At 68.5% G+C, this 12,468-nt stretch carries 11 protein-coding genes; 5 read left to right on the forward strand and 6 right to left on the reverse strand.

What is annotated here, in order from left to right:
* The 5 genes from eccCa to mrf all read right to left on the reverse strand — a co-directional run bounded on the left by eccCa (position 1) and on the right by mrf (position 10,205).
* A complete protein-coding gene (gene eccCa, locus BST14_RS20145) occupies positions 1-3,978 on the reverse strand; it encodes a type VII secretion protein EccCa (RefSeq protein ID WP_083066142.1) in 3,978 nt (1,325 codons plus the stop codon).
* Positions 3,975-5,597 carry a type VII secretion protein EccB gene (gene eccB, locus BST14_RS20150; RefSeq protein WP_083066144.1) on the reverse strand — a complete coding sequence of 541 codons (1,623 nt, stop codon included), beginning with the start codon at positions 5,595-5,597 and terminating at the stop codon, positions 3,975-3,977. Before eccB ends, eccCa begins: the two co-directional genes overlap by 4 nt.
* Positions 5,594-7,447: a type VII secretion system ESX-3 AAA family ATPase EccA3 gene (eccA3, locus tag BST14_RS20155; RefSeq protein WP_083066146.1), complete on the reverse strand. Its 1,854-nt coding sequence runs from the start codon at positions 7,445-7,447 to the stop codon at positions 5,594-5,596. Before eccA3 ends, eccB begins: the two co-directional genes overlap by 4 nt.
* Before the next feature lie 513 nt (positions 7,448-7,960).
* A complete protein-coding gene (locus tag BST14_RS20160) occupies positions 7,961-8,866 on the reverse strand; it encodes a class I SAM-dependent methyltransferase (protein WP_083066157.1) in 906 nt (301 codons plus the stop codon).
* Between the two features lie 139 nt (positions 8,867-9,005).
* Positions 9,006-10,205, reverse strand: coding sequence for a ribosome hibernation factor-recruiting GTPase MRF (gene mrf / locus BST14_RS20165; RefSeq protein WP_083066148.1), 1,200 nt, complete (start codon positions 10,203-10,205; stop codon positions 9,006-9,008).
* A 104-nt stretch (positions 10,206-10,309) separates the two neighbouring features.
* On the opposite strand from mrf, the gene rpmB reads away from it, so the two are divergent.
* Genes rpmB through BST14_RS20190 form a run of 5 tightly spaced genes read left to right on the forward strand, consistent with a single transcriptional unit; the run spans position 10,310 to position 11,670 of the window.
* Positions 10,310-10,546 carry a 50S ribosomal protein L28 gene (rpmB, locus tag BST14_RS20170; RefSeq protein WP_083066158.1) on the forward strand — a complete coding sequence of 79 codons (237 nt, stop codon included), beginning with the start codon at positions 10,310-10,312 and terminating at the stop codon, positions 10,544-10,546.
* Complete coding sequence (gene rpmG, locus BST14_RS20175) at positions 10,546-10,710, forward strand: 50S ribosomal protein L33 (protein WP_003873955.1); 165 nt, start codon at positions 10,546-10,548, stop codon at positions 10,708-10,710. Before rpmB ends, rpmG begins: the two co-directional genes overlap by 1 nt.
* Before the next feature lie 2 nt (positions 10,711-10,712).
* Entirely contained in the window at positions 10,713-11,018 is a 306-nt protein-coding gene (gene rpsN / locus BST14_RS20180) for a 30S ribosomal protein S14 (RefSeq protein WP_083066150.1), read from the forward strand.
* Positions 11,018-11,290, forward strand: a complete 273-nt coding sequence (rpsR, locus tag BST14_RS20185) for a 30S ribosomal protein S18 (RefSeq protein ID WP_083066152.1) — start codon at positions 11,018-11,020, stop codon at positions 11,288-11,290. The genes rpsN and rpsR overlap by 1 nt, the downstream gene beginning before the upstream one ends.
* Positions 11,287-11,670 carry a hypothetical protein gene (locus tag BST14_RS20190; protein ID WP_083066153.1) on the forward strand — a complete coding sequence of 128 codons (384 nt, stop codon included), beginning with the start codon at positions 11,287-11,289 and terminating at the stop codon, positions 11,668-11,670. Before rpsR ends, BST14_RS20190 begins: the two co-directional genes overlap by 4 nt.
* 210 nt (positions 11,671-11,880) lie before the next feature.
* On the opposite strand, the gene BST14_RS20195 is transcribed toward BST14_RS20190, so the two are convergent.
* A partial coding sequence (locus BST14_RS20195) for a PPW family C-terminal domain-containing PPE protein (RefSeq protein WP_497795590.1) occupies positions 11,881-12,468 on the reverse strand: 588 nt, incomplete at its 5' end.

A 12,468-nucleotide genomic window follows, 5' to 3' on the forward strand; every position in this document is an offset into this window, starting at 1 on the left:
CTACTCCTCCCGTTGCGCTTCACTTGCCATTACGGACTCCCCGATCAAGGGGTTGACCAACTGCACATACGTCGGACCATCGCCGTCGCCCAACAGGATCGCCCGTCCGGCGGGCAACCGGCCGAATCGCTGACCGCGGATCTTGCCGCTGTCCTGCGGATTGCCCGCCAGCATCAGCGTGGTCGCCTGCAGATCGTTGAAGCGGCGCAGCAGCGGGTTCGTCATCAACGCGTGCCCCGAGCCCGTGGCGCGTGCGGTGACGATCACCCGGATCCCCAAATCGGCTGCCTGCGAGAGCAACCCGATCAGCGGGGTCCACGGGCGCTGCCCGACGTAGGGCCCGCTCATCGCCGGCGCATCCGGTATCTGGTCCACGTCGTCGATGACCAGGTAGTGGGTCTGGCCCGCGAACGTCCAGCGGGACAGCTCGGCGGGTGACAGGCCGGCCGGCGGGCGCCGCGATTCGATGAGGTTGGCCAGGCCCAGCATCGCCGGGATGATGCGGTCGACGTTGGCCGTGTACTCGTTGTCGGCGAACAACGGTTCGTCGACGAGGTGCAGCCGCCGATCCAGCACCGTGAAGGCCACCTGATCGGGCGTCGAGTGCTCGCGGACCGTGCGAATGAGGTGACGCAGCAGCGTGGTCTTCCCGGACTTGCTGTCGCCGAACACCATCAACAACGGGTTCTCGGCGAAATTGACCACCACCGGCGCGAGATCCTCCTCGCGCTGGCCGATGACGACCTGCTCCGGCCCGCGATACAGCGACCCGACGGACTCCGGGGCGAGGTTGGTCGGCAGCAGCCGCACGGGCGGCGCGGCCAGGCCCGGGTAACGGTCGTTGATAGCTGCCACCTGGTCGAGCTCCGGGGCGGCGAACAGGAAATGCTCTGCGGCCATGGTCAATCCGCGCCCGGGCTGGTCGTGCGGCACCGCCTCGGCGGGCCGGCGCAGCGCGCCGACCACCCGCACATTGCTGTCGCGCGGATCGTGCAGCTTGAGTTCGAGTCGCAAGCCGAGCCCGTCGCGCATCGCCAGCGGCACCTCCAGCCAGCTGGGGGTGGTGATGACGACGTGGATGCCGTAGGCCAAACCGATGTTGACCAACTCACTGACCTTGGCCAGCAACGGGTTTCGGGTGTTGAACTGGTCGGTGTTGTCGCGGCCGAACGCGTAGAGGTTGTCGATGACCAGGAACACCTCGCCGAAGCCGTCGTCGGGGGCCGCACCGCGGGAGTCCCGGAACGCCTGTCGCCGCTGCCGCGACAGCAGCAGCTGTTCGAGTTCCCCGAAGGTACGCCGGATGCGTTCGGGCTCGAGCGCGGACGCCACGCTGCCGACGTGCGCCAGGCCGTCGAGCGCCCGTAGCTTGCCGCCGCCGTAGTCCAGGCAGTAGAAGGTGACCTCGCGCGGCGAGTGCAGGTTGGCCGCGGACAGGATGAACGTCTGCAGCGCGGTCGATTTGCCCGACTTGGGGCCGCCGTGGATGACCATGTTCCCGGCCGACGAGGCGGCGTCGAAGACCAGCGGGTCGCGCCGCATCTCGAACGGCTTGTCGATCTCGCCGAGCGGCCACTGCCATTGCCGCGGCGGCACGCCGGCGCGCGCCAGCATGGCCGTCAGCGGGATCGGCTCGTCCAGCGGCGGCAGCCACAGTTGCGGCGCCCGCGGACCGTAGCGGGCCAGCTGCTCGCCGATGGTGGCGATCAGCTTGCGAGGAGGCCCGGTGAAGTCGTCTTCCTCGGGGGCGGTGATCACGGTGTCCTGATCCGGTTCGACCCGTCCGGCCGTGAACAGTTTGGGCTCCGGAATTGAAGGCACCACATAGGATTTGACCTTCTGGGGCGGGTCGTAGATGCCGTCGACATAGGTGCTGCGGAACTTGATCGGCGTCGCACCCGGGGCGGGCACCAGGAAGCCCACGCCCTTGTGCTCCTTGCCGGATTCGATGTGGTAGGCATCCTCGACACCGATGATCTGGCGGGAAACGCTGGGGCTGGCCACCTTCAAACCGATGCGGTAGGAGGTGTTCTTGTCGATGTCCTTGATCTTGCCGACGTCCAGGGTCTGCGACGCGAACAGGATGTGGATGCGGAACGAGCGGCCCTTACGCGCAACGTAATCGAACAACTCCGCGTATTCGGGGTGGTCGGCCAGCATCAGCGTGAACTCGTCGGCGACCACGAACAGCGTCGGGATCGGCGGCAGGTCCGTGGTTCCGGCCGCCCCGGATCGGCAAGCGGCCTCGTACTCCACCACCGAGTTGAACGCGCTGCCCTGGACCCGGCGGCCCGCTTCACGCAGCAGCGTCTCGCGGCGGGCCACCTCGCCGCGCAGCGTGTCGGCGAACCGGTCGGCCAGCGACTTCTTCTCGGCCATGTTGGAGATGACGGCGACCACCTGCGGGAAGTTACGGAAGCTGTCGGCCCCGGCCTCACCCTTGAAGTCGGCGTAGATGACGATCAACCGGTCGGCCGGGTGAGTCGTCAACAGCGACAACAGGATTGACATCAGGGTCTGGGACTTGCCCGAACCCGTCATACCGATCATCAGCCCGTGCGGACCCATGCCGCCCTCGGCTTCGTCCTTGAGGTCGAACATCAGCGGCTCACCGGTCGCGGTGACCCCGATCGGAACACGCAACTCGTCCTCGCGGCGGCGCGGCGCCCACAGCGTTGGGACGTCCAGTTGGGAGGCGTCCGAGATGCCCAGCATCGTGGTGAACGTGGCACCGCTGGTGGCCGCCGAGCGCAAGCCGGTGTGGGTCGGGTTGGAGTCCCAGCGCGACAGCTGGCGCGCCAGGTGCGCCGCCTCGTCCGCGCCCAACCGGTCGGCGTTGTCGATATAGGGCTGCCACCCGCCGGTCTGCCAGCGTTCGATGGCGCCGTTCGCGACCCGCAGGATCGGCCTTTCGGGGTCCGAATACTGCTCACGGTTCGGCGCCGTGGCACTGCGGTGCACGACGGTGACGCCCGCCCGGCCCAGCGCCAGGGTCGAGGCGTTCAGGTCGTAGTCGGGGTCGTCGATGACGATCAGCAGATGACGGAGCGCATCGGCGGGCTCGCCGGTGAACGCCGGACGGTCGACGAGCGCCGAGCCCAGGCTCGCGACCAAGTCGTCGGCGTTGGTTGACATGAAGCGGGCCGGGCCGACCCCGTCGAGCTCACCGGGAATGTCGATGTGCGGCAACCACTTCAGCCAGGACCAGTCCGGGCTCTCTAAGTCCGGAGTCGCCACTGCGATCCCGAGCACGGTCGGGTCATGCCAGGTCACCGCCTGAGCGATCCAGGCGCGCAGCGCCGCCCGCGCGTCGTCTTCGGCGCCCAGCACCGTGATCCGGGAGACCTTGGTCAAATCGATTCCGGTCGGCACGTCGCGCACGGTGCGATGGGTGTCGAGCAGGCTGCGTAATGCGCTGTGCGACACCGGTTCCAGGTCGATTTCGTCGGCGGTGTCGTTGACCCGCAGGGCGGTGGCCAGCGGCACGTGGTGGCGGCCGGCCCGCAGTACCAGGAAGTCGGGATCGTGCGGGTCACGCTCCCACTGCCGACGGGATCCCGGCACGCTCGCCAGCGCACTCGGCTCCGGGTGCGACCAGTGCGCGGCGGCGCGCTGCGCGGTTGCCTGGGTGCGGATGTTGTCCCGGACCACCGACAGGTAGCGCAGGTAGTCTGCGCGTTCGGCGTCGACCTCCTCGGTGCGCGTCTTGTTGTCGTTACCGCGGTACATCGCGGTCGCGGCCAGCAACAGCACGAACGGAAAGAACAGCGTCTGAGGCGAGATCAGCCGCATCCCGGTGGCGAACAGGGCGACGATCATGCCGACGATCAGGATCACCAGCACATAGGGCATCGCCCGGCGCAGGAACGACGGCGGAATCACCCGGGGCAGCTCGGGCGGGGCTTCGATGGCGATGGTGCCCTTGCGGGTGACCGGCGGCGCCAACCGGCGGCGCGCTTCGAAAATCAGTCGGCTCATCGGGGGGCTCCCTCGGCAGCTGCCACACGGCCGGGCTTCTGGTCGGGCGTGAGCCCGTCATGTGCCAGCAGCGCGTCGGCGCGCGATAACGTCGGACCATTGGCGAACAGCGACAGCACCGACCACGGAATGGGGACCGGCGACCCGCTAAGACCAAGGGCCTCAACGGTTTTGCCGTGTCCGGCGGCCGAGTGCTCGGCCTCGTTGTCGATCCCGTAGCGGACGCCGGTGTCGGAGACCCAGAACAACGATCCGGTGCCCGGCGAGTCCGGGCCGCCACCGACGGTCTGGGTGAAGTAACCGGTGCCGGGCGCCAGGGCGACGCGGGTGGCCACGGCACCATTCGTCGTGGCACCGCCGCCAACCAGATCGACGCTGTGGATCGATTCGGCGATCGGCAGTGCCGAGCCGGACAACAGGTTCAGCGAGCTGGTCGCGGCCCCGGCCGGCTTGGTCCAGTAGGCGCACGTGACGGGGGACGTGCCAGTGTCCACCACGCTGACCTGTCGATCCGGATACCGCGCGGTGTCCAGCATCCGCGACACCGGCAGCTTGGCGACCGCGTCGGCGCCCAGCCGCGGTGGTTGGTCCAGCCCATAGGAATTCGTGTTGCGCAGGATGGCGGCGAGCACCGGGGAGATCTGCTGCAGGCCATCGGGCAGCACCGCGTAGTAGCGCGGCGCGCCCGAGGAGCTCTGATCCAGGGCGTAGGAGACCACTACCGCGCCGATCGGTGCGGACACGCCGAACGGCGCCGGGGCGCCGGCGTTCGGGATGCCCGGCGCCGCCAACGGCGGTCCCTCGGGAATCGCGTTGAACAAGCCCAGCGCGATGGGACGGGGCGCGGGTATCTCGGAGTTGTTCTGCCCCAGGCCGAGTGCGTTCGTGATGGCGTGGTCGGTCAGGTTGATCTGCGATCGCCTGCCGTCCCACAACAGCCAGGTGCTGCCATCCCTGTCAACCAGGATCGCCTGCCCTGACGCGAGTGCGGCAGCGCGCGCACCGCTGCTGTCCGGCCGGCCCGCGATAACCGTCACGCCGGTGCTGTGCGCGGCGTGGCCGCCCTGGGCAGGCTCGCTGACGGCGTCGCAGACCGTCCAGTTCGCGTCGTGCGAAGGGTTTTGCACCATGCGCTCCGGTGCACCCGGGATGCCGATCAGGTTGCCCCGCGGAAAGCGGTCCAGCTCACTGCTTTTCACCATGGTGGGGTCGACAGCGTGGCCGGTGATCAGCCGGGCGGACGCCAGGTTGAGCACCGGATGCAAGGCGTCACCGACGCGGACATACAGTGCGGCGGTCGAGCGATCGGCCAGCACCGCGTTGGTACCCACCGTGCCGTTCGGCCGGATCAGGGAGAACACAAAGCAACCGGCCAGTCCGGTGATGAGCAGGACCGCGCCCATCGCCACCGCGCGGGACTGGGTGCGCAGCGGATCGACGAGCATTCTGGTGTCGTGCAAGGCGATACCGGAGGCGATCCGCCGCATCACGAACCGCCACCCGGTGACCTGGTGGCGGGTGACGAAACCGCGGCGATACTCCACCTGGTCGGGATTGTCGTTTACCGGCGTGCGCGACGCGAACGAACGGCGGTCGTCGGGCTCGTGATCGGAGCTCATGCCGGCACCGACAGGCCAAGACCGCGCAGCAGCGGCTCTACCGACCGTGCGACGTCGTCGTCGGTGATCGTCATCAGCTCCTCGTCACTGAATTCGTCGGTTCCGGCGTGTTCGGAATGGTCGAGCCGGAACTCCCGTTCTTCCTCGGAGCGTTCGACGATGTTTCGGACGAATCGACCGTTACCGGCGATGTCCAAGTTGCGTCGCGAGATTCCGTTGGCATCCGGGGTCGACTCGGTGGCCAACTTGGTGAACAACGCCTCCATGTGTTCGAGCGCGGCCGGTTCGAAGATGCTGTCGCGCTGCTCGGCCATCGTGTTCGCGATCTCGACCAACTCCGACGGTGCGTAAGAAGGGAAGTCGATGTTGCGGGTGAATCGGGAACGCAAGCCCTCGTTGGTGTCCAGGAACTTGTCCAGGTCGGCGCGGTATCCGGCGATGATGACCACCAGGCGGTCGCGGTCGTTCTCCATCCGCGCCAGCAGGGTGTCGATGGCCACCAGCCCGAAGTCGTTCTTGGCGCCCGTGGCGACCAGCGCGTAGGCCTCGTCGAGGAACAGCACGCCGTCCAGTGCGCTGTCGATGATGGCGTTGGTCTTGGCCTCGGTCTCGCCGATGTGCTGGCCGATGAGGTCGGCGCGGTGTACCTCTCGGATGTTCTCCCGCTTCAAAAGCCCCAGGCCGCAATAGATTTTGGCGACCACGCGGGCGATGGTGGTCTTACCGGTCCCTGGCGGGCCGGCGAACACCAGGTGGTGGGCGCGCTGTGCGACCGCGAGTCCGCGCTGCTTGCGTACCAGTTCCATGGCGACCGAGCTCTTCAGCCGCGAAACCTGGTTCTTGACCTCATCGAGTCCGATGAATTCGGCCAGCTGGCGTTCCGCCTCGTGCAGCAGCACGGCTTTGCGTTCGTGCGCGGCGGGGTCGATGAAATCCTCTGCGCTGGGCTCGGTTTCGGGATCCCAGGGATCGGTACGGGCTTCGATACGGGCCGCGGTGGTGGTCACGATGCCGAAACTCGGGTCGGTCAGGGCCTGTTCGACTTGCTCGTTCTCCGGATGCGCGGCGTACAGATCCTGCAACACCTCGCTCGCCGAGTCCTCGTCCACATGTGCGCGCAGCACCAGCGCCTTGGCCAGCGCGCCGTCGACGGCGGCCACCGCGACGGGACCGTCGGGCTCCTCCAGATACGACAGCGACGGGGCGAACATGCCCAGCCGAGCCAGCGCGGTACCCAGGGCGATCTTGGCGGCGTGCGAGAACGCCTCGTCGAGGTCCGGGTCGTTGACGATCGGGGTCAGCAGCTTGACGACGTCCGACCAGCGCTCGGCGCGGTAGTTGATGACGGTAAAGACCCAGCGGGCCTCCCGCCAGTTCGGGCGTCCGGCGGTCAGGCCGGCGACGATTTCGTCCGCCTCAGCAAATCGTCCGGCCGTTGCCAGCGCGGCGGCGTAGGCGAGGTGGAAGTCGTCGGGCGTCGCGGCCCGAAACTGCAAATACAGTCCGGTGTCGTAGCGGAAGCCCAGCGACCCGGGCGTCAGATCGACCTGGCGCTGCAGCGTGCCGGCGGTCGCGACGTTGCGCGACACCGCCTCGAGCACTCGCAGGGACACGTCGCCCGCGGCCGCAAGACCGGTCCACGCGTCGCACTGGTCGTGGGCGATACGGGTCAGCGCAGTGAAACCGGAGCGCGCGGCGGCCAGATCGGCGGGACGCTGGCGCTGGTAGACCACGATGCCGAGCGCCCGGCAGCACGTGGCGAACCGGCTGACGACGTCCTCGTCAACTCTGGCGTCCGCTCGCGAAACAACGGGTTGAGCTGTGAGCATGCCGGTGTCACCGAGTTCCACGGCCGGGTCTTCTCATGTACGTAGTCTCCCCTAACTTACCCCGCCTGAAGTTAGCATTGCATAAGCTAACTGTCGAGACGTTCGGGCCCGTCCGACTCACCACTTCACTGCCCCTCTTTTACCGCTGTTGAGGACTTTTCGGGTAGCGTTTATCCGCTTTTTCGGCAAACTCACAGCCACACGTCGGGCTGCCTCACAGCACGGCCCTACCTTAATGAACATCATTTTCATTATCAACTCGGTGCGGCTATCTTGCGACCGTCCGCCGCGACCGAGCGGATCAGGGACGGCACCGTCCGCACCGGCGCGGTCATAGCAGCGACTCCTTGACGATGTGGTGAGCTCGACGGTCGCCACCGCCGGATAGCCGGCACGACGATCACGCAGCCAGTAGTCGGGCGGCAGAGCAGAAAAGTTCCGCGCTGATCGCTTTGCCGGGCAACGTCGGCGGCGAAGGACCGTCGCCGAACTCCGGCCTTGATCAGTGATCGCGGCCGGTTCTGTGCCGATGCGTCAGGCCCGGACGGCGCTCACCAGGGTGTTGCGCGCGATCATCGGGCCGGCCTCGGTGTCGGGGCCGGGTACCGGACGCCCGACCTCGCGGAGGTAGTCGGCCAAGGGAGTGCCGACCGCGGTCCAGCCGTGCCGGCCGAACCATTCGGTGGCGGGCGCGTGCTGCTCGTTGTAGACGAGCTGGAAGAACACCCGGCCGTCCCCCTGCGCGGTCGCCGCCCGTTCTTCGGCCACGGCGGCCTCGAAATCCTCGGGCTGCATCGGGGCGCCATCTTCGACCGCGACGTGACTGCCGTGACCGGCCAGGGTGTCGATGCCGGTGAACAGCTGCTCCTGAGCAGTCGCCGGGAGATAGATCAACAGGCCCTCGGCGATCCAGCCGGACGGCTCGGCGGGGTCAAAACCGCTGTCGCGCAACGCTTGCGGCCAGTCTTCACGCAGATCGATGGCGATCTCACGGCGCTCGGCGCGCGGTTGGGCGCCGGCACTGGCGAGCACCTCGCGCTTGAAGTCGAGCACCTGCGGCTGGTCGAGCTCGAAGATGGTGGTCGCGGCCGGCCAGTCCAAGCGGTAGGCGCGCGAGTCCAGGCCCGCGGCCAGGACGACCACCTGTCGCACCCCCGCGTCCGCCGCGCGGCGGAAGTATTCGTCGAAAAACTTGGTGCGGGCCCCCTGGAAGTTGACGAAGTTCTCGCCGAAGTCGGCGGTCTTCAGCTGATGGTCGGGATCCTTGCCGTCCAGCACGTCCGCCCACGAACCGCCCACGGCGCGGCAGAAGACCTCCGCGTATGGATCGACGGCCAGCGGGTCGGGCTTTTGCGCCTCCAATGCCCGCGCTGTTGCCACGAACAACGCGGTGGAGCCCACGCTCGTGGTGATGTCCCAGGTATCGCCTTCGCTTCGCACCCGACCCACACTACGCCGCGCCACCGACACGCCTTTTCCGGTGGCGCGCAACACGAATGGCTCGCTTTGGACGGCCGGGGCGGTGTTTGCCATTCGACGGTGCGCGAACTGGATTGCTAGTCGGGAGGGACGCCGGATTTCATGACGGGCCGGTGTCGTGCCCGGTATGCCGGGCCGCGTTGTCGGCGACTTCCGCCCGGTCCCCGCACGGCTCCTGATGCCAGTCGCCGAAGGGGTCGTCATAACCGACCCAGTCACGCGGACGCCTCATCTCCTCGTCGGTGAGCAGCGCGCCGTGCAGGGCGTCGAGGATATCGGCCGGTTTTGCGCCGCACACCAAAATGGTCATCGCCGTGTGCCGGTCGCCGTGCCGCTCGTCCCAGGCCAGTTCGGCGAAAATCCTTCGCTCCGCGTCGACGCCGTCGAGCTCGGCGCCGCTCAGGGCGGCCAGCCACTTGCCGGCCGAGCTGACCCGCAGCCCGGCGCCGGCCGATTCCAACCACATCGCCCGATCGGGCTGTCCCGCCAGCCAGAGCCGCCCGCGGGTTCTGATCACGCCGTCGAGCAGCAGGTCCAGGCAGGCGTGCAGGCGCTGTGGATGGAAAGGCCGGCGGGAACTGAACTCCACCAAGCTGATCGGACCCCGTGATTCCAGCGGGGGCTGACCGGCCAGCAGCGGCCCGTGGGGGTCGTCGCTGCGGCCGCGTCGGGTGTCGCGATGCAGGTTGTTCAGCGCATTTTCGATGCCGTCGGCACCCACCTGCAGGCGAGCGCGCGGCGACAGCCGGCGCAGCACGGCGGCGACGAACGGATTGGGGCGGTTGAGCACCACCACATCGGCGAATTCGGCCTGCCCGATCACCACTTGAGCCTCGGTGCGTCCATCGTCCAATTCGTCCTCACCCAGCGCTTGGCTCAGCCACGCCGACGAGTCCACGCAGGTCACCACGGCGGCGATCGACACATCCAGGGCCGCCGGCCCGTCGATGTAGCCAGGCGCCACGCGAACCCGAACGTGCTTGATCGCCAGGCAGATTGGTTCCGGCTCCAGCCAAGGCCCTAGGTGCACGACGATCCGGTCGACGTCGTCGCGCCGGTGCAACTGGCGCAGCAACACCAGCAGGTCGTTGCGGATGGTGCACGAGATGCAGCCATGCGCGAGTTCCAGGCCGCTCTCGTCGGACGTCAAGACGCCGTCGGACAGCGACGCTGTGGTCCGTCGCACCACGTGACCGTCGAAGAGATGCTCGACCACCAGTGTTCCCGGGTTGCTCAGCAGTGCACCCACGACCGGGTCGGTGTCCCTCTGGCCGGTGACCAGGATGACGGGCGTCCGCATCGTCCTCCTTATTGATAATGATTTTCATCTAGCCGTCACATACGGTACCGTTCGGGTCGGGCCTTGTCGAAAACGATTTTCAATAAGCCACAATGGAGGTGCACGTGTCCGCCCACTGCCAGGTGACCGGCCGCCGACCGGGTTTCGGTAGGGCGGTCTCGCATTCCCATCGCCGGACCTCGCGGCGCTGGGATCCCAACATTGCGCTCAAGACCTACTACCTGCCCTCGGAGCGGCGCCGGATCCGGCTGCGGGTCAGCGCCAAGGGCATCAAGGTGATCGACCGCGACGGCATCGAGGCGGTAGTGGCCCGGTTGCGCCGCGAGGGGCAGCGAATCTGATGGCACGCAATGAGATTCGTCCGCTGGTCAAGCTTCGCTCCACGGCGGGCACCGGATACACCTACATCACCCGCAAGAACCGTCGCAACGACCCCGACCGGCTGGTGCTGCGCAAGTACGACCCGGTCATCCGCCGCCACGTCGAGTTTCGCGAGGAGCGCTGAACATGGCCAAGAAGTCCAAGATCGTCAAGAACGAGCGCCGCCGCGCGATCGTGGCCCGTTATGCCCAACGTCGCGCCGAACTCAAAGAGATCATCCGCGCACCGGCGAGCACCGCCGAACAGCGGGCGGCGGCGCGAGAATCGTTGGCCCGCCAGCCCCGCGACGCCAGCGCGGTGCGAGTCCGCAACCGTGACGCGGTCGACGGGCGCCCACGTGGCCACCTGCGCAAGTTCGGATTATCCCGGGTCCGTGTCCGCGCATTGGCGCACGCCGGGCAGCTGCCCGGGGTGCGGAAGGCGAGCTGGTGATGGCCAGGAGAGCCGCCCGCACCCGCACCCCCCGGCCCGCGCTGGCGACCGGCCGTTCGGCCAAAAAGAACGCGCTCCGCGCTCTGGGGTTGGACACGGTGGACTACAAGGACACCGCGACGCTGCGCACGTTCATCTCCGAACGCGGCAAGATCCGGTCCCGCCAGGTCACCGGCCTGTCCGTCCGGCAGCAACGACAGGTCGCGGCGGCCATCAAGAACGCCCGTGAAATGGCGCTGCTGCCCTACCCCGGACCGCACACACCGCGGTGACCTCGTCGCGCCGGGGCACCGATCGCCCCTTCACCGTGATCGTCTGCGCGGCTTGCGCGGTCGCCGATGAACTGTCGGTGATCGACGAACTGCGGCCGGCCATTCGGCGCTGTCCGCACGCCATGCTGGTCACTGCCTCCTGCATGCTCGGACCGCTCACCTGTGCGTCCCGCCCGGCCGGCGGCGGCGTCATGGCCGTGCTGCAGCCCTGCACGAACGACCGAGTGGCCTGCGGCCCGGCCCATTGGATCGGCCCCATCGCCGACAGCGACGCGGCCGCCGAACTGCGCGAGTGGCTGCAGCTCGGACAATGGGAAACCGCGCCCGTCCCAGGCCGCCTCGGGCGCCAGCAACGTTGGGTAGGCGGTCAGAGCAACTGAAGGGTCGGCGCGGGTAGGCGTAGGGTTCGGCGGGGCGTCGATGCGGGTGATGGCGGTGGCCTGCAGCGTCGGGATCCACCAGCACTTGCATCGACCCGGCCGCAACCTGCGCCCGTGCTTCAGCGTCTGTACCGCGTCATTATCTCGGCGCGCACCGGCCCCCTCGGGACGGATCGCCGGGGTCGCGACGGTTATCCAGTTGTCCCGTTGCTAGACGTCCCGGTCCTCGCTGCGCGGCGCCGCACCGTCGCGGTCCCAGGTGCCCGGCGTCATCGGCACCGTCGGGCCATCGCCGAACTCGTCGACGGCCAGTGTGGTCAACCCGGCCGCCGGGGCGACCGCGTCCCTGCGGGCGGTGCCGGCGAACCCGAGGGCCCCGGCGCCCCGCTCCGATGCGAGCGAGGCGTCCCAGTCGGGGTCGACGTCGACGTTCATGTCCATCGGCTCGTCACCGTGGCCACGCTGCGTCGCGCGCCGTCGCCGCCGTGCGCGTGCGCTGTTGCGCGCGGCCGCTGCCGCGGCGGCCGCCGCGCTATCCGGCTCGGGCGCTTTTCTTTTCGCGCTGGAGCTGGCGCCGGCGCTCATGCCCGAGCCGGTGCCCATCCCCGGGGGGCCGATGACGTAGGGAGGGAAGAACCCCGCCGCGGGGGCGGCCGGAGCCGGCGGAGCCGGTGGCGCGCTGGCCACCGTGCTCGTCGTCGTGGTGGGCGTGGGCGCCGGCGCCGTGGCCGGGGCCGCAGCCGGTGCGACGGGGCTGGGGGCGGTCGCGACGGCGGGCAAGGCGGACGGCGCCGGGGC

Source organism: Mycobacterium arosiense ATCC BAA-1401 = DSM 45069 (assembly GCF_002086125.1).
GTDB lineage: Bacteria > Actinomycetota > Actinomycetes > Mycobacteriales > Mycobacteriaceae > Mycobacterium > Mycobacterium arosiense.

Excerpts from the sequence above, each read along its gene's own strand:
- eccCa (WP_083066142.1), bottom strand. The coding sequence starts at position 3,978 with ATGAGCCGACTGATTTTCGAAGCGCGCCGCCGGTTGGCGCCGCCGGTC.
- eccB (WP_083066144.1), bottom strand. The coding sequence starts at position 5,597 with ATGAGCTCCGATCACGAGCCCGACGACCGCCGTTCGTTCGCGTCGCGC.
- mrf (WP_083066148.1), bottom strand. The coding sequence starts at position 10,205 with ATGCGGACGCCCGTCATCCTGGTCACCGGCCAGAGGGACACCGACCCG.
- rpmG (WP_003873955.1), top strand. The coding sequence starts at position 10,546 with ATGGCACGCAATGAGATTCGTCCGCTGGTCAAGCTTCGCTCCACGGCG.
- rpsN (WP_083066150.1), top strand. The coding sequence starts at position 10,713 with ATGGCCAAGAAGTCCAAGATCGTCAAGAACGAGCGCCGCCGCGCGATC.
- rpsR (WP_083066152.1), top strand. The coding sequence starts at position 11,018 with ATGGCCAGGAGAGCCGCCCGCACCCGCACCCCCCGGCCCGCGCTGGCG.